The 23905-nt window shown below is 69.5% G+C and carries 21 protein-coding genes; 6 read left to right on the top strand and 15 right to left on the bottom strand.

What is annotated here, in order from left to right; all coding sequences use genetic code 11:
- Positions 1-92 precede the first annotated feature (92 nt).
- Entirely contained in the window at positions 93-1907 is a 1815-nt protein-coding gene (locus AC1PLR_RS13830) for a DUF885 domain-containing protein (protein ID WP_481101352.1), read from the bottom strand.
- A gap of 254 nt (positions 1908-2161) precedes the next feature.
- Here AC1PLR_RS13830 and AC1PLR_RS13825 point away from each other — a divergent pair, with 254 nt between their 5' ends.
- A complete protein-coding gene (locus tag AC1PLR_RS13825; RefSeq protein WP_481103599.1) occupies positions 2162-2989 on the top strand; it encodes a DUF4349 domain-containing protein in 828 nt (275 codons plus the stop codon).
- Between the two features lie 373 nt (positions 2990-3362).
- Here the strand turns inward: AC1PLR_RS13825 and AC1PLR_RS13820 are convergent, their stop codons facing one another.
- The 4 genes from AC1PLR_RS13820 to AC1PLR_RS13805 all read right to left on the bottom strand — a co-directional run bounded on the left by AC1PLR_RS13820 (position 3363) and on the right by AC1PLR_RS13805 (position 6670).
- A complete protein-coding gene (locus AC1PLR_RS13820; protein ID WP_010344067.1) occupies positions 3363-3656 on the bottom strand; it encodes a hypothetical protein in 294 nt (97 codons plus the stop codon).
- Positions 3657-3722: 66 nt separating this feature from the next.
- Positions 3723-5156: a DUF2867 domain-containing protein gene (locus AC1PLR_RS13815; RefSeq protein ID WP_481101351.1), complete on the bottom strand. Its 1434-nt coding sequence runs from the start codon at positions 5154-5156 to the stop codon at positions 3723-3725.
- A 30-nt stretch (positions 5157-5186) separates the two neighbouring features.
- A complete protein-coding gene (locus AC1PLR_RS13810; RefSeq protein WP_010344064.1) occupies positions 5187-5501 on the bottom strand; it encodes a metalloregulator ArsR/SmtB family transcription factor in 315 nt (104 codons plus the stop codon).
- 227 nt (positions 5502-5728) lie between these two features.
- On the bottom strand, positions 5729-6670 hold the full coding sequence (locus tag AC1PLR_RS13805; RefSeq protein ID WP_481101350.1) for a LysR substrate-binding domain-containing protein: 942 nt from the start codon (positions 6668-6670) through the stop codon (positions 5729-5731).
- A 213-nt stretch (positions 6671-6883) separates the two neighbouring features.
- Between AC1PLR_RS13805 and AC1PLR_RS13800 the strand changes: the two genes are divergently transcribed.
- On the top strand, positions 6884-7810 hold the full coding sequence (locus AC1PLR_RS13800) for a DMT family transporter (protein ID WP_481101349.1): 927 nt from the start codon (positions 6884-6886) through the stop codon (positions 7808-7810).
- 78 nt (positions 7811-7888) lie between these two features.
- A complete protein-coding gene (locus AC1PLR_RS13795) occupies positions 7889-8401 on the top strand; it encodes a DinB family protein (protein ID WP_481101348.1) in 513 nt (170 codons plus the stop codon).
- A 30-nt stretch (positions 8402-8431) separates the two neighbouring features.
- Here AC1PLR_RS13795 and AC1PLR_RS13790 read toward each other — a convergent pair whose 3' ends face one another.
- Positions 8432-9352 carry a peptidylprolyl isomerase gene (locus AC1PLR_RS13790; protein ID WP_481101347.1) on the bottom strand — a complete coding sequence of 307 codons (921 nt, stop codon included), beginning with the start codon at positions 9350-9352 and terminating at the stop codon, positions 8432-8434.
- Positions 9353-9453: 101 nt separating this feature from the next.
- The gene (locus AC1PLR_RS13785; RefSeq protein ID WP_481101346.1) at positions 9454-11232 is read right to left on the bottom strand and encodes an XVIPCD domain-containing protein; all 1779 of its coding nucleotides are present in this window, start codon (positions 11230-11232) and stop codon (positions 9454-9456) included.
- Between the two features lie 170 nt (positions 11233-11402).
- Between AC1PLR_RS13785 and AC1PLR_RS13780 the strand changes: the two genes are divergently transcribed.
- Together AC1PLR_RS13780 and AC1PLR_RS13775 are read left to right on the top strand one after the other, a co-directional pair.
- Positions 11403-11768, top strand: a complete 366-nt coding sequence (locus AC1PLR_RS13780) for a PadR family transcriptional regulator (protein ID WP_481101345.1) — start codon at positions 11403-11405, stop codon at positions 11766-11768.
- Positions 11765-12694 carry a sensor domain-containing protein gene (locus tag AC1PLR_RS13775; RefSeq protein ID WP_010344057.1) on the top strand — a complete coding sequence of 310 codons (930 nt, stop codon included), beginning with the start codon at positions 11765-11767 and terminating at the stop codon, positions 12692-12694. Before AC1PLR_RS13780 ends, AC1PLR_RS13775 begins: the two co-directional genes overlap by 4 nt.
- Positions 12695-12745: 51 nt before the next feature.
- Here AC1PLR_RS13775 and AC1PLR_RS13770 read toward each other — a convergent pair whose 3' ends face one another.
- Both AC1PLR_RS13770 and AC1PLR_RS13765 read right to left on the bottom strand, forming a co-directional pair.
- Positions 12746-14056 carry a polyhydroxyalkanoate depolymerase gene (locus AC1PLR_RS13770; protein ID WP_371181533.1) on the bottom strand — a complete coding sequence of 437 codons (1311 nt, stop codon included), beginning with the start codon at positions 14054-14056 and terminating at the stop codon, positions 12746-12748.
- 63 nt (positions 14057-14119) lie between these two features.
- Positions 14120-14725, bottom strand: coding sequence for a class I SAM-dependent DNA methyltransferase (locus AC1PLR_RS13765; RefSeq protein WP_010344055.1), 606 nt, complete (start codon positions 14723-14725; stop codon positions 14120-14122).
- A gap of 81 nt (positions 14726-14806) precedes the next feature.
- On the opposite strand from AC1PLR_RS13765, the gene AC1PLR_RS13760 reads away from it, so the two are divergent.
- Complete coding sequence (locus AC1PLR_RS13760; RefSeq protein WP_481101344.1) at positions 14807-15262, top strand: CopD family protein; 456 nt, start codon at positions 14807-14809, stop codon at positions 15260-15262.
- Between the two features lie 153 nt (positions 15263-15415).
- Here AC1PLR_RS13760 and AC1PLR_RS13755 read toward each other — a convergent pair whose 3' ends face one another.
- From AC1PLR_RS13755 to lpxA, 6 genes are all read right to left on the bottom strand, one after another.
- Positions 15416-16375 (bottom strand): acetyl-CoA carboxylase carboxyltransferase subunit alpha, encoded by a 960-nt coding sequence (locus tag AC1PLR_RS13755; protein ID WP_481101343.1) that lies wholly within the window; start codon positions 16373-16375, stop codon positions 15416-15418.
- An 80-nt stretch (positions 16376-16455) separates the two neighbouring features.
- Entirely contained in the window at positions 16456-17319 is an 864-nt protein-coding gene (locus AC1PLR_RS13750) for a hypothetical protein (RefSeq protein WP_481101342.1), read from the bottom strand.
- Positions 17320-17375: 56 nt separating this feature from the next.
- Positions 17376-20966, bottom strand: coding sequence for a DNA polymerase III subunit alpha (dnaE, locus tag AC1PLR_RS13745; RefSeq protein WP_481101341.1), 3591 nt, complete (start codon positions 20964-20966; stop codon positions 17376-17378).
- 159 nt (positions 20967-21125) lie between these two features.
- Complete coding sequence (locus tag AC1PLR_RS13740; RefSeq protein ID WP_481101340.1) at positions 21126-21818, bottom strand: ribonuclease HII; 693 nt, start codon at positions 21816-21818, stop codon at positions 21126-21128.
- A complete protein-coding gene (gene lpxB, locus AC1PLR_RS13735) occupies positions 21815-23104 on the bottom strand; it encodes a lipid-A-disaccharide synthase (RefSeq protein WP_481101339.1) in 1290 nt (429 codons plus the stop codon). The genes AC1PLR_RS13740 and lpxB overlap by 4 nt, the downstream gene beginning before the upstream one ends.
- Positions 23101-23892 (bottom strand): acyl-ACP--UDP-N-acetylglucosamine O-acyltransferase, encoded by a 792-nt coding sequence (gene lpxA / locus AC1PLR_RS13730; protein WP_209229467.1) that lies wholly within the window; start codon positions 23890-23892, stop codon positions 23101-23103. The genes lpxB and lpxA overlap by 4 nt, the downstream gene beginning before the upstream one ends.
- Between the last annotated feature and the right edge of the window lie 13 nt (positions 23893-23905).

The raw sequence follows: 23905 nt of genomic DNA, 5'->3' as shown, positions 1-23905 counted from the left end.
CTTCGGCAGCCCCCTCACCCGAGGGGGCCCTTCTCTGACTGCCTCAGCGACCGGGACGTGACCAATCCCCAATCCCGACTCCCCAATCCCCGTTACTTGATCGGCTCGTCCAGCATCAGCTCACGCACGAACCGCACCGGCGGCGCGCCGTAGGACAGCACCTGGTCGTGGTAGGCCTTGAGGTTGAACTTCGCGCCGAGCTTGTCCTGCATCGCCTTGCGCAGGTCCAGGTGCTCCTGCACGCCGACGAAGTAGGTGGGCAGCTGCGCCGAGGTCAGCTGTGCGCGCACCCACTTGCCCTCGGCCTCGCTCTGCTGCTGGAAGGTGTCGTGGACCATCAGGTGCAGCGCCTGTTCCTTGCTCCAGCCGTCCACGTGCACGCCCTGGTCGAGCAGCGCGTTGGCGATGCTGCGCAGATAGAACTTTAGCTGCACCAGGTGGAACAGCGGGTCGTTGTCCAGGTAGCCCTGCTCCTGCATCATCCGCTCGGTGTACACCGCCCAGCCTTCGGCGAACACGCCCGAGCGCAGCACGCCGCGCAGTGTCGACGGGAACTTGGCCGAGTGCCAGCCTTCCACGTAATGCCCGGGCACACCCTCGTGGATGCTCAGCAGGTGGATCATGCGGCTGTTGTATTCGCGCAGGAACGAGTCGGCCTGCTGCGCGGTCCAGTCGTCGGGAATCGGCGACACCGCGTAGAAGGTCTTCAGGTTCTTGTCCAGCGGGCCGGGCGAATCGCAATACGCCACCGCCACGCCGCGCTGGAATTCGGGCATGAGGATGATGTCCACCGGCGCATCGGGCAGGGTCACCAGATCCTTCTTGCGCACGAAGTCGGTGGCATCGGCCAGCGAGGCCTTGGCGGCTTCGACCACCTTGTCGCGCGCCGGATGCTGCGCATAGGCCAGCTCCAGCGCCGCCTCGATCGCCTTCTGCTGCTGTTCGTCGCTGGGCGCATCGACCAGCGCCGGCGAGCCGGGCTTGTCTTTCAGCACGGTGCGGGCGATGCCGTACATGTCCTGGCGCACGCGCGTGAGCTCGGCTTCGGCGCGCTGTTTGATCTCGGCGCGCGACAGCGAGGAGTTGAGCGCGAACTTCAGCTTCTGGTCGTACTTCTCTGCGCCGAGGCGGAAGTCGCCCTTGGCGTTGGGCACCAGGGTCTGGTCCAGCCAGGTCTGCTGTTCGGCCACGGCCTTCTTCAGGCCCTCGATCGCCGCCTGTAGGCGCTGTGCGTCGGCCTGCGGCAGTTCCTGGATGTGCGGGACGATGAAACTGTCGACGATGCTGAGGATGCCGCGGTTCTGCTTGGCCACGGTCTTGGCGCTGATCTCCGACACGCGGGCCGGGTCGAGGTTGGCGCGCGCCTGCGCGAACAGCGCCGGGATCTTCTCCATGCGCGCGGTGGCCGACTTCAGCCGCTCCGGCAGCGGCGCGAACTCGCGCGCCATCAGTCCGTAGATCGCGCCGCCGGCCAGGCCGTTGTAGACCTGCGGATCGGTCGCCCAGCCTTGTGCTACCTCGCTGTTCCAGATGTCCGACTGCAACTGGTTGCGCAGGATCGCCGCGTCCACCTGGTTCTCGCGCGAGAGCTTGGCCACGTCGAGCTTGTCTAGTTCGGCCAGCAACTGCTTGCTCGCGTTCAGACTCTTCTGCCGGCCGGCGGCGCTGAGGTCGTCCAGTTCGCTGTCGTAGCGATGGTCACCGGTCTGGGTGGCGCCGACCGGGGACAGCTGCATCCAGGTGTCGACGGCGCGCTTGGACAGCGCGGCGAAGCTGGCGTCGGCGGCTGCATCGGGCGCGGCCGCGGCCTGGCTGGGGGCTGCGTTGCTGGCGGCGGGCGCGTCGGCGGGTTTCTGGCAGCCGGCGAGGGCGGCGAGCAGGGCGGCGGCGAGCAGGTGCTTGCGCATCGGGGTTCCTGGAGTGGGTCGATCCGCCAGGGTAGCCGCGCCGTGCTGCCAGCGCCCCTGCCATTGGATTACCCTGAAGGCTTTCGCCATTCAGGAGCACCGCAATGCAGGACAAGGGACGTCGCCTTCATGGCCATGTCGCACGCGATACGACGTTCGATCCGGAAGCCGCGGCCGCGGCGGCTGGCACGGTTGATGTCGTCGCGCCTGCGCGTCGGCGCTGGTGTCGCTGGGGCGCTTCCCTGGCGCTGGCGGTGTCGATCGCTGCCTGCAGCCGCGGCGGCGAGAGCGCGGCGCTGCCGGCCGCCCATCTCTATTCCTCCGATGCCGCCAGTAGCGCGGCCAGTGCCGCCGAGGCCGCAGCGCAGGCAGCAGAGGCCGCCGTCGCAGCGCCCCCGCCGAGTGGCGACGTGAACGCCGCGCCGTCCCTTGCCTATGAGCACGAGGTCGATGTGGCGCTGCCGGCAGCGCAGATTCCCGCACGGCTCAAGCAGTTGCAGGAAAGCTGCCGGACATCCAGTTTCGGCGCGTGCACGGTGTTGCAGGTCGAACAGCGCGGCGGCGAGCGGCCGCGCGGCGAACTCAGCGTGCGGATCGCGCCCACCGGGGTCGAGCCGTTGATCGCGCAGGCGGGCCAGGGCGGCCAGATCGAGAGCCGTACCACCCACGCCGAGGACCTGGCGCAGGCGGTGCAGGACAACGACGCGCAGCGCCAGCGCCTGCAGGCCGAGCAGCGGCGCCTGCAGGAGTTCCAGCAGCGCCGCGATCTCAGCGTGGCCGACATGATCGCGCTGTCGGAGAAGCTGGCCGCGGTGGAGACGCAACTGCTCGCCACCAGCCAGGAAGCCGCGCAGCAGCGCCGGCGCCTGGATACGCAGCGGGTGACCCTGACGTTCTCGGCGCCGACCGCCGAGCGGAGCCGCAGCGACATCGGCGAGGCGCTGCACGACAGCGGCGAAATCTTCGCCGGATCGATCGCCTGGGCGATTCGTGCGGTGGTGGGGCTGGCCCCGTTCGTGCTGCTCGGCTATGCGCTGTGGCGGCTGATCGCCTGGCGCCGGCGTCGGCGTCGTTCGGCCTAGCGGGGGAGGCGGTTCCCGTCCGACGGGGTCGGGCGGGGACGGATGGAGGTGATGCGCGAGCAGCGGTGCTGCCATGCGTTGCCGACGGAACGGTGGCACGTCGTCCAGCAGCAGCGGGCAATGATGGGTTGCGGGTCGCGGCTGAAGCCGCTGCTACCGTTCTTCTCGTCTGACACTCAAGCTTGAGCGACAGCAGAACGACTCCTGCTGGGGCTCGCGATGCATTGACTGGGTGCACTGTGGGAGGGACTTCAGTCCCGACGCCTTGAAGTCCGCTACTTGAGGCACGGCTCGCGCCGCTGGAAAGCAAGAATGCTGGCCATGGGCATGCCAGGACGCAGCGCCACGCGGCGCAACGCCCCGGATGCAGGCCTCAGCCTTCGTCCTGTTCGAACTCCACGACCACGTCCAGTTCGAACGCCAGCGCTTCCACGGCCTCGCGCACCTTCTGCGCGGTGGCGGCGTTGCCGGCGTCCACTTCCACTTCGTGGGTTCCCGGTCCCTGGTCGTCGGGCAGGCCGGCGGAACTGGAATCGTCGTCGTCCATGTGCGGCATCAGATCGTCGATTTCCTCGACGTGCTCGATGCCGTCCAGGCTCGACAGCAGATTGATGATGGCGCGGGCGTCGTCCTCGCTGCCGGTGATGCGGATGCGGAGCTGGGGCATGGGCCTTCCTCTTGGGGGGAAGGCGCAGGCTAGGCAGGCATCGGCTAAGGCGGAGTGATGACGCGCTCAGCGCACCGTTGCCACCACGTCCGGGCCGGCATGCTCGGCCACCGGCAGCAGCAGCGCCTCGGCGGCCGCGCGCAGCATGGTCGGGGCGATGTAGCGGCGATGCGCGGCGGCGATCAGCATCATGTACAGGTGCCCGAAGCGGTTGCGGCAGGCCACGCGCGTTTCCAGGCTCAGCTCGGCGCTGCCGTCGTCGCGCAGCGTCACGCCGACGCAACTGCGGAACACCAGGTGGCGGTCGTCGGCACCGAGCAGCACCTGCACGCGTCGCGCTTGTGCTGACGATGCCTGCGCCAGCACCGGGAAGCGCCCGGCGAACAGCCGATCGCGCTGCGGCGACAGCAGCGAGGACACCGGGCAGCCAAGCGGCGAGGTGCGCAGCCGCAGCGGCGCCACCAGCACGTTGCGCAGGCGCATCAGCCAGGTCACGCCACGCGGCGGGTGCTGCAGGAAGCCGTCCAGCAACGCCGTCATCAGCGCGTGCGCGCCCAGCGGCCGCAGCGCCTGCGCCGGCACCGTCAGCCGCACGCTGTCCTGGTGATCATGTGCTGGCAGCTGCGGTGCGAGCAGCGAGCCGGGCAGCAACTGCGGCGTCACCTGCGCACGCGACAGACGCGGCGCCAGCGCCGCGAAGCCGGCCGGATGCCGCCAGCCGCCCAGTCGCTGCCGCAGGCGTCCGCTGAGCGCGCGCAGGCCGGCGCACCAGGCCAGGCGCCGGCTGCCCGGCGAGGCCGCCAGCGATAGCCGCACCGTCGGCACGGATCGCGCCTGCGCCTGCGGCGATGCCAGCAGCGCCGCGACCGGGGCCGGCAGCAGTTCGGTGAGGGTGGCGATGTCGGCGGTGCCGGCCAGCACCTGCGCGCGCACCTCGTCGGCCAGCGCGCCGCCGGCTTCGTCGCTGTGGCAGGACAGGGCGAAGAACGCCGGATGCCCGGACTGCGCGCGCAGCGGTGCGAACTGGTGCCAGGTGCCGCCGCCGAAGCGCACGCTGAACAGGCAATCGGCGGGCAATTCGACATGGCGCAGCGCGGCGAGGAAATGCTGTGGATCTTCCGCCAGTTGTGCCGGTGAGGCGGTGCTGAAACGCAGCAGCGCGCCGCCGCTGCCGGTGATCGCGGTGAACATGCGATGCCCGGCATGGCAGTGGAATGGATGGCCGCCGGCACCGACCGCGAACGAATACAGTGCGGTGGACTCGCCGTTGCCGAAATCGGTGCTTGCCAGGCGCGCCGAGGGTTCGTCCAGGGCGTCGCGAAATTGCGGATGCGCACGCTGCCGCAGGCAGGCCTGGGCGATCAGCGGATCGCCGGCGCCGACCCCGAGCTGGGCGATCAGGATGACCTCCACCGGCAGGCCGCCGCTGTAGGAGGGAAGGCGCACCGAAGGAAATCCGGTTTGCGCGGCGGCGTGTTCGCTGAGCGGTGCGGCGGTCATCGGCGGACTCCTGTTGCCGTGGCGGAAGGATCAGGTGGTGCGCTTGGCCTGCCTGCGCGACTCGCGCTTGAGCGGGCCGGCGCTGGGGCAGATCTCGAAGGCGAACCCACTGAGGGTGTTGACCAGGTTGTCGGGGGTGAGCCGGTAGACCACGAACTGGCCGCGGCGCTCGCTCGCCACCAGCCCGGCAGCTTCCAGCACCGACAGGTGCCGCGAGATCGCCGGCGCGCTCATCGCGAAGCGCTGCGCGATCTCGCCGGCCGTGAGTTCCTGTGCCGACAGGTAGGCCAGGATCTCGCGGCGCGGGCGCGAGGCGAGGGCTTCGAAGACGCGGTCGATGGACATTGGGGCTTAGCTAATTAACGAATTAGTTAATTAATGACGCGTTGTGTGTCGGTTGTCAATGGTGTTGGCTGGCAGCCCGTGGTCCAGTCGATTCGCGTGGTCTCCCGTAAGAGCGGCTTCAGCCGCGACGGGCTTTACCGGTAACGCCGCTGTCGCAGCTGAAACCGCTCCTACGACGCGATCGATACCGCGGGTTCCTGCACGTCTGCCCTGCGCTTAGGCGAGCGCTAGCCCGCCGTCGGCGGCAGCCCGAGCAATTCAGCCGGCAGTGCCGGCATCGGCGTGCGCTCATCCAGCGCCTCGCGCTTAAGCCAGTCGATGAAGTGGCTGGCGGCCGGGCTGAGCAGGCGGTGGGTGGGGTGCACGATGTAGTAGGAATAGCGCGCGGTCAGCGCCGGCCCGGGCAGGCGCACCAGTTCGTAGCGCTGCAGGTAGGGTTGGGCGATGTGCTTGCGCGCCAGCACCGCGCCTACGCCGTAGACCGCCGCGCGCATCGCATCGGTGCTGTCGTTGAAGGTGTGCATCGGCGGCAGCGCCACGCCGCGCACGCCGGCGGCGCGGAACCAGTCGCGCCAGCCCTGCGGCGACATGTCGGTGAGCAGCGGCAACTGTGCGATCTGTTCGGGCCGGTGCAGCGTCGCCAGTTGCGGCAGCGCCGGCGAGGCCACCGGGAACAACGCATCGTCCATCAGGTGGTGCGAGGTCAGGCCCGGCCAGGCGCCCTGGCCGTAGCGGATGCCCAGATCCGGGCCACCCTCCTCGAAGCGCGAGAACGCCGCATCGGTCTGGATGTCCAGCCGCACGTGCGGATAGGCCTGGCAGAAGCGCGGCAGGCGCGGCAGCAGCCAGCAGTACGAGAGCGAGCGCAGCGTGGTGATGCGCAGCGGCGCGGTGTCGGCCTGCGGATGCAGGTTGCCGGCGACCGCGGCGATGTCGGCCAGCGCTGCGCTGGCGGCATCGGCCAGTTGCCGGCCTTCGGCGGTCAGCTTGACCCCGCGCGCGTGGCGCTGGAAAAGCGTGGCGCCAAGCAAGGCTTCCAGGCGCCGCACATGATGGCTGACCGCACTGGCGGTGAGATGCAGTTCCTCCGCGGCATGGGCGAAGTTCTGGTGGCGCGCCGCCGCGGCGAACACGCCGAGCGCGGGCAGCAGGGACGGGCGCAGTTGCACGATCAGACACGCAGCAGATTTGTGGCTCGCGACGATACTACGCGCTTGTCGACCCCACGGCCCGGGGCGATGCTGGCAGCCGAACACGACATGCGCGGCCGGTGGCGATGCGAGGTCGGCGTAGACGCGCCGAGCGGCACCCGCAGCCGACAGCGGATGCGTGGCGTCGCACGATCGCTGCGGCGCGTTGCCGATCGACCGCGAGCCTCCTCCATGCCTACCGCCGAACCCTCCCTGCAGCCGGCCATCGCCTCGGCCTCTCCCACGCCCGTGTCCGACCCTGCAGTACCGCGCGACTGGCGCACGCCGCTGGAGCTGGGGTTCCTCGGCGTCGTCTGGGGCTGCTCGTTCCTGTTCATGCGCGTGGCGGCGCCGCAGTTCGGCGCCTATGCGCTGGTGGAATTGCGCCTGGCGCTGGGCGCGGCGGTGCTGCTGCCGTTCCTGTGGCTGGCGCGGACGCGCTTCCCGCCGCGGCGCTGGCCGACCCTGGCGGCGATCGGCGTACTCAATTCCGCCTTGCCGTTCCTGTTGTTCGCCTGGGGCGCGCAGCACGCGCCGGCGGCGATCGGTGCGATCTGCAATGCGATGACCGTGCTGTTCACCGCGTTGATCGCCTTCCTGTTCTTCGGCGAGCGCATCGGCACCCGGCGCGCGCTGGCATTGCTGGTCGGCTTCATCGGCGTGCTGGTCTTGGCCACCGGCAAGTCGGCCGGGCTCAGCGTCGGTCCGTCCGCCTTCGCCGGCGCCACCGCCTCGTTGCTGTACGGCATCGGCTACAACCTGGTGAAGCGGCACATGGGCGACCTGCCGCCGGCTGCGTCGGCGGCGGCCACGCTCGGCTGCAGCGCGCTGCTGCTGGCGCCGCTGGCGTGGACGCATTGGCCGGCCGCGCCGGTGTCGGCGCTGGCCTGGGCCTGCGCGGGCGGCCTGGGCGTGGTCTGCACCGGCCTGGCCTACCTGATGTACTACCGGCTGATCCAGCGCATCGGCCCGGCCCGCGCCTCGACCGTGACCTACCTGATCCCGGTGTTCGGCGCGCTGCTGGCCTGGTGGTTCCTGGGCGAGCCGCTGACCTGGACCATGTTGCTGGCGGGCATGCTGATCCTGGGCAGCGTCGCCTTCAGCCAGCGCGCACGCTAGCAGCGCAGCTTGCGGGCTTGCGCGAGGACGCCGATGCTGGCGCGCGCGGCCCATCCCCTTGGCCTGGAGAACGACGCAATGACCGATTCCCTGCTCGCATCGCAGTTCGCGTTCAAGGCCTGGGCCAACGCCGAGATGCTGCAGGCGCTGGCCCAGATCGACGCGGTTGCGTATCCGGCGCAGCGGCAGCGCGCGATCCGGCTGTTGAATCACACGTACGTGGTGGACCGGATCTTCGCCGCGCACCTGGAGGGCGGCACGCACGCATACGCCGCGAGCAACACGCCGCAGACGCCGGAGCTGGAGGCGCTGGGTGCGGCGGTGGCCGAATCGGACCGTTGGTATGCCGACTATGTGGCCCGACTCGACGCGCCCGCCTTGCAGCAGACGCTGGCGTTCCGTTTCACCGATGGCGATGCCGGCCGCATGAGCCGCCAGGAAATGCTGTTCCACGTGCTCGCGCATGGCGCCTTCCATCGCGGCAACATCGCCATGCTGCTGGCCGAGTGCGCCGTGGAGCAGCCGCGCGAACTGTTCACCCGTTTCCTGCACGCGCAGCAGCCGCAGCGGCGCAGCGTCGGCGGCGCCTGAGCGCGCGCCGTCCGGCGCGCGCATGACGCGTCACTTCGGCGGCGGACGCACCGGCAGCGGCACGTTGCACAGGTCGATGTGGCCGGCCGGACGCTTGTAGAAATCGTCGCGGCGGTTGCGCCGCGCCTCGGCAACCTCGCGGAAGGTGCGGGTGTCGGTACGCAGCAATTGCAGTGGGGTGCGCTCGGCCTCCGGCACGTCGCTGGCCAGGCGGATCGCGCGGATCGGCGTGCGTTGCTCGGGTTTTTCGTAGAAGCCCATCGGATCCGGTCCGCGCGGGATCACGCTGAGCAGTTCCATGCCCTTGACCACGCGGCCGACCACGGTGATGTTGCGGTCCAGTTGCCGCGGCGACTGCCCGGTGACCACGTACAGTTCGGCGCCGATGCTGCTGTCTTCGTCGTTGTTGCGGCCGGCACCCACGGTGCCGTAGCAATGCGCCAGCCAGGCGGTGCCGTCCTTGGGATCGCGCGCCACCGGAAAGCCGTCGACGAAGCCCACCTGCGGTGCCCAGCCGTCGCGGTCGGGCAGGGGCTGGAACGCCAGGCCCGCGGCCGGGCGCTGGAATTCGGCGGGCAGGTGGGTCTTGGCGCTGCCCAGCGACTTGGCCTTGCCCGGTTCCTCGCCGTCGGGGTCGCCGAACTGCACCACGAAATTGTCCTGCGAGCGGTAGATGCTCAGGCCGTCCCAGAAGTGCTCGTGGGCCAGGGTGCGGATGTTGCCGACGTGCTGCGGCGCGAACGCCGGTGCCAGTTCGATGATCACCCGGCCGGTGTCCAACTCCAGGTACAGCGTGTTGGCCGGATCCAGCGTGCGCCAGTCGCTGGGCTTGGATGCGTCCAGGATCTGTTGCGGGCTGCGGTACGGCACGGCTGGCGGTGGTGCCCCCGCCCATGCGGCGGAGGCGGACAGCGACAACGCGAGGGCGAGCAGGGAAGTGCGCAGCGGCATGAGGGCGGCCCGGTCGGTGAGCGCTCGATTCTCACCGAAGCGGTGGCCGCTGCCAATGCACCGGTGGCACGGCGCGATCGCCGTGCCACCGAGAGGTCCGCTTACGACAGCGCGCGCTTCTGCGGTTCCTGCGCCTCCTGCACTGGCGCCTGGGTCGGCACCGGCGGCAGCGCAGCCAGTTGCCTGGCGCTTTCGGCGGCCGGGATGGTCGCCGCCTGCGCGGCGTCCACGTAGGCCACGCGCTTGTCGGCGGACATCGGGTCGCCCTGTACTGCGAACACGCGGCCGTTGTCGTTGCGCAGGACGTGATCGACCTGGGTCAGGCCATCGCGCCGGGCCGCCAGCAGCAGGCCGCTCGCGACGTTGGCGTCGTAGGGCGTGAGCTTGTGTTCGATCGCCTGTTGCATCGCCTGCTGTTGTGGATCGGCGGCGGTACGCGCATCGGACGCGGTGCCCGTGCTCGGGGCGGAGCGGACGGGCGCTGAGGGTGGTGGCTGATCGGCGCGGTCGACCTGCGCGTCGATACGCACCAGGTCGCCGCCCGGCGTGCCGCCGGCGCTGCTGGACACGCGGAACAGCCGCTCGCTCAGCCCGTACTGGGAATTGCCCAGGTTGCGCGCCAGGCCGATCGCGAAGTCCTGCGGACTCTGCTTTGCATACTCCGCAGCCTCATGTGCGGTCATCGGACTGGCCTGGGCGGCGCGCTGGTATTGCTGGCGCAGCGCGTCCATCTGCTGTTCGGAGAAGCGCAGGGTGGCGGTCTTGCCGGCCGCGATCGGCGTATCGGTGGAGGCGGTGTCCTTGCCGGTGAGCGCGGCGTTGAGCAGTTGCGCCTGGTTGTGGTCGACCTTGTCGAAGGTGAACTGATAGCTGCGTTCGTCCACGCGCTCCTTGCCCGCCGGGTCGAACTGGCGGGTCAGGGTCATCGGCACGTTGCCGGCGTACTGCACCTTGCCGACCACGCTGGAACTGCCGTCGGCATAGGTGGTGCGCACGTTCTCGCCAGTGTTGCGCTGGCCGCCCAGTTCGGCCTTGAACGGACCCAGGCCGAGTTGCGCGCGGGTCTCCGAACTCATGGTCAGGCTTTCGACCTTTTGCACGTCGGTGACCCCTGGCGCGTTGGCGGCGAGTCGGCCGCTGGCCAGGAAGTCGCGATAGGCGGCCTGTGCCTGCGGCTCGCGCAGGTCGAAGGTGGCGGTGCGCATGGTCGCCTGGCCCAGCGCATCCTGGCGGCCGAGCATGGCCTGGGCGACGTCGGTCTTCAGGCCCACGGCCTCCAGCCGCTCCACCGCCTGGGTCGGGCCGACCGCGACGCGCACGTGGTCGGCATCCACGCGCTGCACCGCATAGCTCATGCCGGCCGCGTCGGTGCGCTCGCTGGACGTGGCGATGCCGCGGAACGCGGCTTCCATCGAGGTCTTGGCGAACACCTGGCCGTCGAGCTTGACGCTGCCGCCTTCCGGGATGGTGCCGGGGTCGAAGGGGTTCACTCGCGCAGCGGCGTCGGCCGTGGCCTCGCCGCGCAGCCGGACTTCGTAGCGGCCACGCTCGCCGGTGGCCTGGGTCAGGCTGCCGTCGGCGGCCAGGCGCCCGGCCTTGAAGTCGCCCTGGAGGCGATGGCCCTGGGTGAACTCCATCTCGACGTTGAACACCGTGTCGCCGTTTTCCTGCTTGCGGCCGGCGCCGACCTTGCCGGTATGCACCGCCGCGTATTCCAGCGGGCCGTACTTGGCCTCGGCGGCCGTGCGGCTGTACTCGACCGAGGCCGCACCGGCCTCTGGATCGCGCTTGAACGCGCCGGTCGAGAACTGATTGCCGGAACCGGCGAAGCTGGCCTCGGTGGCCTGCCCGGGCTGTGGGGTGGCGGGCGTCGAACTCATGCGTGACCTCCTGGATGGCATGCACAAAGGAAGGTCCCGCAGTGTAGTCAGCGCGGTGTTGCCGAAACGTTTGTCGCCGGGAACGCCAGCGGGAGCGGCGCCTATGACCAACGGCACAGGGACTATGTCGAACTCTGCACTAGTATCCACTTCAACCTAGCGGGGGCGCCATGGTCGAGCCGGATGCGCAGCTGAAGAAATTCCAGAAGGAGCTGAGCGCCGGCACCGTGTCGCTGGCCCTGCTGGCGGTGCTGGCCGCCGCCGAGGCGCCGCTATACGGCTATCTGATCGCCAAGCGCATGGAGCAGGTGGGCGAGGGCGTGCTCAGCGGCAAGCAGAGCGCGCTGTACCCGGTGCTGCGCAACCTGGAGGCGGCCGGCCTGCTGTCCAGCCATGTCGAGCCGTCGGTGGCCGGGCCGCCACGGCGTTACTACCGCATCACCGCGGCGGGTCTTTCCACGCTGCGGCAATGGGCCACGGCGTGGCGCGCCACCCGCGATTCCGTCGATTCCGTGCTGAAGGGGATTTCAGAATGAGCAGCGCACACACCGCACCGCGGCCCTTGCCGACCACCATTCCCGACTACCTGGCGCAACTGCGTGCGGCATTGGGCGGCGCCGACCCGGCGCTGATCCAGGACGCGCTGTACGACGCGGAGGAATACCTGCGTTCGGAACTGGCCGAGCAGCCGGGCAAGAGCGAGGCCGAGGTCATCGCCGGCGTCGCCGGCAGCTACGGCGCACCGGAGGAGGTGGCCGAGATCTACCGCGATACCGAGGTCACGGTCAGCCGCGCGCTGAAGCCGCCGGCGCCGCCCAAGCGCAAATCGTTGCTCGGCCGCTTCTTCGGCGTGGTCGCCGACCCGCGCGCCTACGGCAGCCTGTTCTACATGCTGCTGTCGCTGGTCACCGGCATCTTCTACTTCACCTGGCTGGTGACCGGCGTCAGCGTGTCGGCGGGCTTGCTGATCCTGATCGTCGGGGTGCCGCTGCTGGTGCTGTTCTTCGGTTCGGTGCGGCTGCTGTCGCTGGTGGAGGGCCGCGTGGTGGAAGTCCTGCTGGGCGAGCGCATGCCGCGACGGCCGCTGTACAGCGCACCCGAACAGCCGTGGCTGCAGCGCATCGGGCAGATGTTCACCGATGCGCGCACCTGGACCACGATGCTGTATTTCCTGCTGATGCTGCCGCTGGGGATCTTCTATTTCACGGTCTTCGCGGCCTTGCTGAGTACGTCGCTGCTGATGCTGCTGGCGCCTGCCGCGCTGTTTGCCCCGGACGTCGCGGATCTGACCGTTCATGTCGGTCCGCTGCACTGGATCGGCAGCGAGGCGTGGCTGCCGTTGCTGCTGGCCAGCGTGCTGGGCGCAGCGCTGTTCTTCGTCACCCTGCACCTGTCGCGCGGCTTCGGCAAGGCGCATGGCCTGCTCGCCAAGCACCTGCTGGTGCGCAGCGAGGCGCCCTGATGTCCTGATGCACGATCGCCCGCGGCGGGGTCGCCGCGGGCGAGATGCCGCTCAGCCGGCCTTGCGGCTGCCGCGGCGCTTGAGCGGGGTGACGTTGCCGGCCGCCGGCGCGCGGCTGGCGCCGGCATTGGCGGCGATGAAGCTGCGCACCTGCGGATACACGATGTCGCGCCAGCGGCGGCCGCTGAAGATGCCGTAGTGGCCGGCGCCTTGCACTTCCAGATGCTGGCGGCGCGCGGCGGGGATGCCGGTGCACAGGTCGTGCGCGGCAGCGGTCTGGCCCAGGCCGGAGATGTCGTCCAGTTCGCCTTCGATGCTGAGCAGCGCGGTGTCGCGGATCGCGGCCGGGTCGACGCGTTCGCCGTCGATCACCCATTCCCCGCGCGGCAGCAGGAACTCCTGGAACACCACGCGGATGGTGTCCAGGTAGTAGGTGGCCGGCATGTCCAGCACCGCGTTGTACTCGTCGTAGAAGCGGCGGTGCGCCTCGGCGTCCTGCAGGTCGCCCTTGACCAGGTTGGCGTAGAAATCCCAGTGCGACATGAAGTGCCGGCTTGGGTTCATCGCCAGGAAGCCGATGTGCTGCAGGAAGCCCGGGTAGACCGCGCGGCCGTGGCCGGGGTAGGCCGGCGGCACGGTGTGGATGACGTTGTGCTCGAACCAGGACAGCGGATTGCGCGTGGCCAGGTTGTTGACCTCGGTGGGGCTGCGGCGCGCGTCGATCGGCCCGCCCATCATCACCAGCGAGCGCGGCGTGGTCTCGCCGCGTCCGGCCATCAGCGATACCGCCGCCAGCACCGGCACGGTCGGCTGGCACACGCTCATCACGTGCAGCGACTCGGCGCCGATGTGGCGGATGAAGTCCTGCACGTAGCGCACGTAGTCGTCGAGGCCGAAGTCGCCTTCGGACTGCGGCACCATGCGCGCGTCGATCCAGTCGGTGACGTAGACCTTGTGGTCGCGCAGCAGGGTACGCACAGTGTCGCGCAGCAGCGTGGCGTGGTGGCCGGACAGCGGCGCCACCACCAGCACGGCCGGCTGCTTCTTGAGTCCGTCCACGACCTTGGCGTCGTCGCTGAAGCGCTTGAAGCGCAGCAGGCGGCAGAACGGCTTGCGCAGCACTTCCTGCTCGACGATCGGCAGCGCGTGGCCGTCGACCTCGACATGGTCCAGCGCCCAGGCCGGCTTCTCGTAGTCCTTGCCCAGGCGGTGCATCAACTCGTTGCTCGCGGCCAGGCGCTCGGCGCCGGGTAGCGTCGACCACAGGCTGTTGGGGTCGGAGAAGATCTTGGCGTTGGCTTCGGCCTGGTGCACCCAGGGGGCGAGCAGGTTACGGGTCAGTTCGTGCCACTGGTAGAGCATGCCGGTGTTTCCATCCTGAGCGTATGCTGCCGTGCAGCATAACGCATCCGCGCGGTTTGCACCTTAATGGGGCACCAGACCAATCGTCTCCAGGGCCGCCGCATCGCCCGCCAGCGCAGGCGCGAGCCAGCAATGACTGCCCACCGGGCGCAGCCCGAGCGCACCGAACTGGCGCCGGTACCAGCGCGCCGCGCGGGGCTGGAAGCCGGCGTGGTCGCCGTCGAAGTCGTCTTCGGCGGCGAAGGTCTCCAGGAACGCCACGCCTCCGCACAGCTCCACCAGGCCGGGCAGGCCCTGGCGCAGTTCGCGGCTGGGCACGTAGTGCAGCACGTCCGAGCACACCAGCAGGTCCACCGGCGCGCACGGCCGCAGCCAGGCGAAATCGCCGAAGCGCGCCGGGTGCAGGTTGCGGTGGCGGCCATAGCGGGCGACGGCGTAGTCGCTGCTGTCGAAGCCGAGATAGCGCAGCTTCGGCCGCAGCTTGAGCAGCGGCGCGCGCCAGGCGCCTTCGCCGCAGCCGATGTCGAGCACGCTGCGGATCGGCCGTTCCAGGTAGTACTCGGCCTGGGCCACGGCGAGTGCGACCTTGCGCGCCAGGCGCGCCGCGTCGCCGATGCCGTCGCGGCGATACCAGCGCTGGAAGTAGTCGGCGTCGTACTGTTTGTCCATGCGGGCGTGTGGTCCGTGCGGGCGCCGGACGAATCGGCGAAAATGGCCGCACATCCTACGCCAGCGACCTGGAGCCAGCGCATGCAACTCTACCTGTGGATCAAGTCCCTGCATCTGCTGTTCGTGATCGCATGGATGGCGGCGGTGTTCTACCTGCCGCGGATCCTGGTCAACATCGCCGAGAGCGCGGGCCAGCCGCAGGTGCAGGAGCGTCTGGCGCTGATGGGGCGGCGCCTGTACCGCTTCGGCCACAGCATGTTCGGCCTGGCGCTGCTGCTGGGGCTGACCCTGTGGCTGGGCTACAAGGTGCTGCCGGACTTCCCGACCATGGTCGCGCCCGGCCACAGCGGCTGGCTGCACGCCAAGCTCGGCCTGGTGGCGCTGATGCTGGCCTACTACATCTTCACCGGCCGCTGGCTCAAGCGCGTCGGCCAGGCCGGCGCGCTGCCGTCCTCGCGCGCCCTGCGCCTGTTCAACGAGGTGCCGGTGCTGGGGCTGTTGGTGGTGATCTGGTTGGTGCTGGCGAAGCCGTTTTGAGCGGGGATTGGGGATTCGGGATTGGGGATTCGTAACAGCCAGTTCCCCGGCGCCGACGTGTTATGGGTTGCTGCGATCAACACTGGAGCGGAAGGACCCGCTTTTACGAATCCCTAATCCCCACTCCCCAATCCCGAGGCGCCGCCCGGCGCCTCACGCCGTCTCGTACGCGCCGTAGCTGCGCAGACGCGCGTAGCGCTTCTCCAGCAACTGCTCGATCGGCTGCTGTTCCAGGGCGTCCAGTTCGTTGAGCAGGACCGCCTTCAGGCGCTTGGCCATCTGCGTGGGGTTGCGGTGGGCGCCGCCGATCGGTTCGCGGATCACCTTGTCGACCAGGCCCAGCGCGGACAGGCGCTTGGCGGTCAGGCCCAGTTGCTCGGCGGCGTCCTTGGCCTTGGAGGCGTCCTTCCACAGGATCGAGGCGCAGCCTTCCGGCGAGATCACCGAATAGGTGCCGTATTCCAGCATCAGGGTGCGGTCGCCCACGCCGATCGCCAGCGCGCCGCCGGAGCCGCCTTCGCCGATCACGGTGCAGATCACCGGCACCTTCAGTTCGGCCATTTCCAGCAGGTTGCGCGCGATCGCCTCGCTCTGGCCGCGCTCCTCGGCGCCGATGCCGGGGTAGGCGCCGGGGGTGTCGATGAAGGTCAGCAGCGGCAGCTTGAAGCGCTCGGCCAGCTTCATCAGGCGCAGCGCCTTGCGGTAGCCCTCCGGACGCGGCATGCCGAAATTGCGCGCGATCTTGCTCTTGGTGTCCCGGCCCTTCTGGTGGCCGATGATCACCACCGCGCGGCCGTCGATGCGGCCCAGGCCGCCGACGATGGCCTTGTCGTCGGCGAACGCGCGGTCGCCGGCAAGCTCCTGGAACTCGTCGCAGAACACGTTGATGTAGTCCAGCGTGTACGGGCGCTGCGGATGCCGCGCCAACTGCGAGATCTGCCACGAGGACAGGTCGCGGAAGATCTGTGCCGTGCGCACCCGCAGCTTGTCTTCCAGCGCGCTGACCTCGGCATCGACGTTGACCGCCGGACCGGTGCTGGCGTTGCGCAGTTCCTGGATCTTGGCTTCCAGATCGGCGATGGGTTGCTCGAAGTCGAGGTAGTTCGGGTTCATTGGAAGCCGTGGAGAACGTGAAGTGGGGAGTTTAGCCGAATGCCGCGTGGCGGCCCGTACGCGGCCGTCCGGTACCCGGCTCAGGGGCCGGTCACCAGCGCAGGGCTGTTCATGATCTGGTGCATGCCCTCGACGAAGGCGTTGACGCGTTTGTTGTCGTCCACCGACAGGCCGCTGAACAGGCGCGCGGTGGCATGGGTGAAGTCGATCTGCGTGGACACGTAGGTCTTGCGCAGGCGCTGTTGCTCCGCCGGATCGGTCGCGTGCAGGTAGGCGTTGGCCAGCGCACGCAGCGGCCCGGCGTGCGCCTCCATCACTGGCGGCAAGGCCGGCAGGCGTTCGGCCGCGGGCGTGACCCGGCGCTGCGGCGGCTGCCAATCGCGCGGCTGATGCGCCGCGACATAGCCAGGGGCATCGTGGCTGCTCTCGACGTAGGCGACGAAGTCGTCGGGCGCGAAAATCTTGCGCATGCGCCGGCCGCCGCTGCTGTCGACTGTGCCGACGGCGTTCTCGGGGAATGGGGTATGCACGTCGAAGTCCCAGTCCTTGACGATGAACAGGTCGTGGACTTGCCCGTAGCGGCCTTTCAGTGCCACGCCCCGCACCTCGACGACCCCATCGCCCTGAAACTCGCGTGGATTGGCGGTGCTGGTCCAGTAGATCTCGTCGATCCAGTAGTAATCCGACAGGGTGGGATTGACCAGGGCACCGTCGTGATCGGCGTAGACGATGAAGGGGACGCGGCCGAGTTGCGCGGTCTGCAGGGTGTGCGCGCCCGGCGCCAGTTCCAGGGCCAGTTCGGCATGTGCCGGGATGCTGTGCGACTGTCCATCGACCTGGATCGGCAAGGCCTGCCCGGTCGGATTGTCGAAGCGGAAGGTTTGCGGACCCTTGCCGCAGGCAGTCAACAACAAAATGCAGCAGGACAGGAGCAAAAAGCGCACGCGGATATCCAGAACAGAAGGAAAAAAGAGAGGGCCGATTCGGTTGACAGCGAGGGTCAGTTCGCCCACGGCGGGCTGTACTTGACCTTCACCGCGCGCACCGCCGGGTCGCCGCGCAGGGCGTCCAGCAGTTGCGGGTCCACGCGCACCGAATGGCTGCCGTTGAGGTCGAGCATGCCGGCGATGCCGCCCTGCGCCGACTGCAGCAGCAGGTCCAGGCGCAGGGGGGTCTTGCCCGGGCGGTGGCGGGCGAGCAGGCCGTCGATGCGCGGCCAGGCGCTGCGCTGGCGCAGGTCCAGGCGCAGCGACAGGCGCTGCGCGTGATGCGTGCAGATCTGTTCGTAGTCCCAGCACTGGCGGATGCGCATCGCGTAGCCGCCGTTGAATTCGTCCTCGCGCACGCCGCCCTTGACGATGAGGATGCGGTCGCGGGTCAGCAGGTGGCCGAACTCGGCGATGGCGTCGGAGAACGCACTGCACTCGATGCGGCCGCGGCCGTCCTCCAGTTGCACGAACACCTGGCTGTCGCCCTTGCGGCGCACGCCGACCACCTGGCCGGCGAGGATCGCGCTGACCTCCGGGCGCCAGGCGCGCTTCTCGCCATCGCCGCCACCACCGCGGCCGCCGCCGGATTGCGCGCAGATCTTCTCCAGCGCGCTCAGGTCGCAGCCGACCAGTTCGCGCACTTCGTCGCGGTACGGATCGAACGGATGGCCGCTGAGGTAGAAGCCCAGCGTCTCGCGCTCGCCGGCCAGCAACTGGCCCAGCGGCCATTCCTTGCTTTCCGGCAGGTCCAGGCGCAGCGCCGGGGCGCTGGTGTCGGCGCCGCCGAACAGCGAGTTCTGCCCGGAGGCGCGCTCGCGCGCCATCTGCTCGGTGGCCTTCATCACCTCCGGCAGCTGCAGCATCAGCGTGGCGCGGTTGGCGCCGAGCCCGTCCATCGCGCCGGCGTTGATCATCGCCTCGAGGGTGCGCTTGTTGAGCTTGGCCGATTCCACGCGGGTGCAGAAATCCAGCAGCGAGGCGTACTCGCCGCCGCGCTCGCGCTCGGCCACGATCGCCTCGCAGGCGCCGCGGCCCACGCCCTTGATCGCGCCCAGGCCGTACTGGATGGTGTCCGGCGTGGCCGCCTCGAACATGTAGGCCGAGGCGTTGATGCGCGGCGGCAGCACGGTCAGGCCGAGGTTGCGCACCTCGTCGAGGAAGCCGACCACCTTGTCGGTGTTGTCCATGTCCGAGGACAGCGTGGCCGCCATGAACTCGGCCGGGTAGTGGCGTTTCAGCCACGCGGTCTGGTAGCTGACCAGCGCGTAGGCGGCGGCGTGCGACTTGTTGAAGCCGTAGCCGGCGAACTTCTCCATCAGGTCGAAGATTTCGTCGGCCTTGGCCTCGCCGACGCCGCCCTTGGCCGCACCCTCGCGGAAGATCTCGCGGTGCTTGGCCATTTCCGCCGGCACCTTCTTGCCCATCGCGCGGCGCAGCAGGTCGGCGCCGCCCAGCGAGTAGCCGCCGACGATCTGCGCCATCTGCATCACCTGCTCCTGGTACACCATGATGCCGTAGGTGTCCTTCAGGATCGCTTCGGTGCGCGGATCGGGATAGACGATCTCCTCCTGCCCGTGCTTGCGCGCGTTGAACGAGGGGATCAGGTCCATCGGGCCGGGGCGGTACAGCGACACCAGCGCGATCAGGTCCTCGAAGCGGTCGGGGCGGGCGTCCTTCAGCAGCCGGCGCATGCCCGAGGATTCGAACTGGAACACCGCGCCGGTGTTGCCCGAGGCGAAGATGCCCTTGTAGGTCGGCGCGTCGTCGAGCGGGATCGCGGCGATCTCCACCGGCGGAATGCCGGCGCGCGCGTGGCGCACGTTGATCGCCTTCACCGCCCAGTCGATGATGGTCAGGGTGCGCAGGCCGAGGAAGTCGAACTTGACCAGGCCGACCTGCTCGACGTCGTCCTTATCGAACTGGGTGACCGGGTTCTTGCCGAAGTTGTCGACGTCGTGTTCGGCGAACAGCGGGCAGAAGTCGGACAGCGGCGTCGGCGCGATCACCACGCCGCCGGCGTGCTTGCCGGCGTTGCGGGTCAGGTCCTCGAGCTGCCGCGCCAGGTCCATCAGGTCGCGGACGTCGTCCTCGGCCTGGTAGCGCTGGATCAGCTCCGGCGAGGCCATCTCGCTGTCCTTGCCTTCGCCCATCGCATCCTTCAGCGTGATGCCGAGGATGTTGGGGATCAGCTTGGCGACGCCGTCGACCAGGCCGTACGGGAAGCCGAGCACGCGGCCGCAGTCGCGCACCACCGCCTTGGCGGCCATGGTGCCGTAGGTGATGATCTGGCTGACCCGGTCGCGGCCGTACTTGCGCGCCACGTAGTCGATCACCTCGTCGCGGCGATCCATGCAGAAGTCGATGTCGAAGTCGGGCATCGACACGCGTTCCGGGTTGAGGAAGCGCTCGAACAGCAGGTTGTACGGCAGCGGATCCAGGTCGGTGATCTGCAGCGCCCACGCCACCAGCGAACCGGCACCGGAACCGCGGCCCGGGCCGATCGGGATGCCCTGGTTCTTGCCCCACTGGATGAAGTCGGCCACGATCAGGAAGTAGCCGGGGAAGCCCATCTTGATGATGGTGTCCAGCTCGAACTCGAGCCGGTCCACGTAGTCCTGGCGGGTCTTGCCGGGCGCCAGCGGGTTCTTCTCCAGGCGCGCGGCCAGGCCGTCGCGCGACTGGCTGCGGATCCAGCTGTCCAGCGTCTCGTCGTCGGGCACCGGATAGGCGGGCAGGAAGTAGGTGCCCAGCTGCATCTCGATGTTGCAGCGTTGCGCCAGCGCCAGGGTGTTGTCGATCGCGTCGGGGATGTCGGCGAACAGCGCGGCCATCTCCTCGGCCGACTTCAGGTATTGCTGGTCGCTGTAGTCGCGCGGGCGCTTGGGATCGTCGAGCACGCGGCCGGAGGAGATGCACACGCGTGCCTCGTGCGCGGCGAAATCGCTGGCGTACAGGAAGCGCACGTCGTTGCTGGCGATCACCGGCAGGCCGCGGGTGCCGGCGGCGTGCAGGGCGAACTGGTTGAACGCCTCCTCGCCGTCGCGGCCGGTACGGGTCAGTTCCAGGTGCAGGCCGTCGCCGAAGATGCGCTGCCAGTCGGCCAGTTGCTGCTCGGCCAGGTCGTGGCGGCCTTCGCTGGCCAGGCGCCCGGCCAGGCTCTCGCGGCCGGCCAGGGCGAACAGGTTGTCGCTGCCGGTCTGCAGCCATTCCGGGCGCAGCGCCACGCCGCCTTCGTTGCGGTGGCCTTCCAGCCAGGCGCGGGTCAGCAGCCGCGACAGGCTGAGGTAGCCGTCGCGATTGCGGCACAGCACGGTCAGCCGCCACGGCGCCTGGGTGCCGTCGGCGATCAGCAGGTCGGCGCCGGCGATCGGCTTGATGCCCACGCCCTCGGCGGCCTTGTAGAACTTGACCAGCGCGAACAGGTTGTTGAGGTCGGTGACCGCCAGCGCGGGCAGGTCCAGTTCCACCGCGCGGCTGAGCAGGTTGGCCTGCTTGGCTTTCTTCGGGTCAGCCTGATCCGGTTTCTCGGGCACACGGATGGTCGAATCCGCCAGCGAGAACTCGGTGTGGATGTGCAGATGGGCGAAGCGGGAAGTGGACATGCGGAACCAGAGCGATGCCCGGGCAGGGTAGCGGCGGGGGGCGAGCCGGGCAAGGCTTGACAGCGAGGGGCGGGGATTGGGGAGTGGGGATTCGGGATTGGTTGCGGTCTCAGTGGGCGGTGAGTGCGCGTGATCTCGCGCTTATCCGCGTTGAGCGTCCTACGCGAGTTGCAGGGATTCCAGCGAATCCCCAATCCCGACTCTCGAATCCCGGCCCGCCAGGGCCACGCGCACCGGCGCGAAGCTGCGCCGGTGGTGGATGCAGGGGCCGTGCGCGGCCAGTGCGGCCAGGTGCGCCGGGGTGGCGTAGCCCTTGTGCAGGTCGAAACCGTAGTGCGGGTGTTCGTCGTGCAGGCGCTGCATGATCCGGTCGCGGGTGACCTTGGCGACGATCGAGGCAGCCATGATCGCCCGGTCCAGGCCGTCGCCGCCGACCAGCGCCTCGGCGGCGCAGGGCAGGCCCTTGGGCACGCGGTTGCCGTCGATGCGGGCGAAGCCGGCCACGTGCGCCACGCCCTCGACCGCGCGACGCATGCCCAGCATGGTCGCCTGGTAGATGTTCAGCCGGTCGATCTCCTCGGCCTCGATCAGCACCACTTGCCAGGCCAGCGCCCGCTCGACGATGCGCGCATACAGCGTCTCGCGCCGCGCCGCGGTCAACTGCTTGGAATCGTCCAGCCCGTTGATGCGGGTGCGCGCCGGATCGAACACCACCGCCGCCACCGCCACCGGCCCGGCCAGGGGACCGCGGCCGGCTTCGTCGACGCCGGCGTAGAGCCGGGATTGGGGATTCGGCATTGGGGATTCGCACAGCAGTTCCCGCTGCGGCGATGTCGGATCGCAGCGCTTCATGCTTTTGCTTCTCCCGAATCCCGGCTCCCAAGCAATTCGAACACCGCATCGGCCGCGCGCGCCGAGGCGTCCTGGCGCAGCAGCAGGTGCAGGCGCTCGTACTCGGGCTGCAGCGCTGCCACCGCCTGCGGGTCGCGCAGCCAGTGCAGCAGCGCGGCGGCCAGGGCGTCGGGGGTGCAGGCGTCCTGCATCAGTTCCGGCGCCAGGTCGTGGCCGGCCAGGATGTTGGGCAGGGCGTAGCGGTCGACCTTCAGCAGGCCCAGCGCCTTGACGATGCGGTAGGTCAGCGGAGCGACCTTGTAGCCGACCACCATCGGCCGCTTCACCAGCATGGCTTCCAGGGTCGCGGTGCCGGAGGCCAGCAGCACCGCATCGGCGGCGAGCAGCGCGGTGCGCGCGTGGCCGTCCAGCACCTGGGTGGCGGTCGGCGGCAAGGCCGAACGCGCGAGTTGCGCTTCGATCAGCGCCTTGCACGCGGCATTGGCGGCCGGCACCAGCACGCGCGCGTCCGGAAGCTGTTGCAGCACCTGCGCGGCGGCGGCGAAGAAGGTGTCGCCGAGCTTGCCGATCTCGCCCAGGCGGCTGCCCGGCAACACCGCCAGCACCGGCACGTCGGCGCCCACGCCCAGCGAAGCGCGCGCCGCGCCGCGGTCTTCGTGCAGCGCGATCGCATCGGCCATGGGGTGGCCGACGAAGCGCGCGTCCACACCGTGCTTGGCGTAGATCGGCGGCTCCATCGGGAACAGGCACAGCACCCGGTCGGCGCTGGCGCCGATCTTGGCCGCGCGCTGCTCGCGCCAGGCCCACACCGACGGGCTGACGTAATGCACGGTGCGCAGCCCGCGCTGTTTCAGCCAGCGCTCCACGCCGAGATTGAAATCGGGCGCGTCGATGCCGACGAACACGTCCGGGCGCCAGGCCAGCAGCCGCTCGCGCAGCGCGCGGCGCAGCTTCAGCAGGCGCGGCAGGTGCCGCAGCACTTCCAGCAGACCCATCACCGCCAGCTCGCTGGCGTCGAACCAGGTCCGGCACCCGGCCTGGCGCATCGCCTGGCCCCCGACCCCGGCGAACTCCGCGTCGGGATAGCGCGCGCGCAACGCCTCGATCAGCCCCGCGCCCAGCAGGTCGCCGGAGGCCTCGCCAGCGACGAGGGCGATGCGCAGCGGTGTTGCGCGGGGATTGGGGATTGGGGATTGGGGATTCGCAACAGCGGACGCGGCGCTATCGGCACCGGCAATGCTGCCGTTGCCAATCCCGAATCCCGAATCCCGAATCCCGGCCATCATCGCAACAACGGCCGCTCGCTGGACTCGATGAACTCCAGCATCGCGCGCACGTCCTCGCTGCCTTCGGCCAGCAGCGCCAACTGGTGCTTGGCCTCGGCCAGCGGCAGGCCGGCCACGTACAGCGCGCGGTAGGCGCGCTTGATCGCGGCCACGCGCTCGGGGTCGAAGCCGCGGCGCTTCAGGCCTTCGCTGTTGATGCCGCGCGGGCGCCCCAGCGAATTGCCGCCGACCATGGTGAACGGCGGCACGTCGCCGTTGATCAGCGCGCCCATGCCGAGGAAGGCGTGATCGCCGATGCGGCAGAACTGATGCGCGCCGGCGAAGCCGCTGATGATGACGTGGTCGCCCACTTCCACATGCCCGGCCAGGGTGGTGTTGTTGGAGAACACGCAGTGGTTGCCGACGATGCAGTCGTGGGCGACGTGGGTGTAGGCGAGGAACCAGTTGTCGCTGCCGACCCGGGTGATGCCGCCGCCGCTGCCGGTGCCGCGGCTGACGGTGACGAACTCGCGGATCACATTGCGGTCGCCGATCACCAGTTCGGTGCGTTCGCCGGCGAACTTCTTGTCCTGCGGGTCGCCGCCCAGCGCGACGTGGCCGACCAGGCGGTTGTCGCGGCCCAGCCGGGTCGGGCCGACGATGCTGCAATGCGAGCCGATCTCGCAGCCTTCGCCGATCTCCACCTCGGCGCCGATCACGGTGAAGGCGCCGACGCGCACGTCGGCGGCGAGTGTCGCGCCGGGATCGATGACCGCGGAGGGGTGAATCAGGGGAGCGTTGGCGCTCATTGCAGGTCTCCTG

The sequence above is a fragment of the Xanthomonas sp. NCPPB 3570 genome (genome assembly GCF_056725115.1).
The sequence above is the reverse complement of the archived record's forward strand: the minus strand, read 5'-3'. Positions and strand labels throughout refer to the sequence as shown.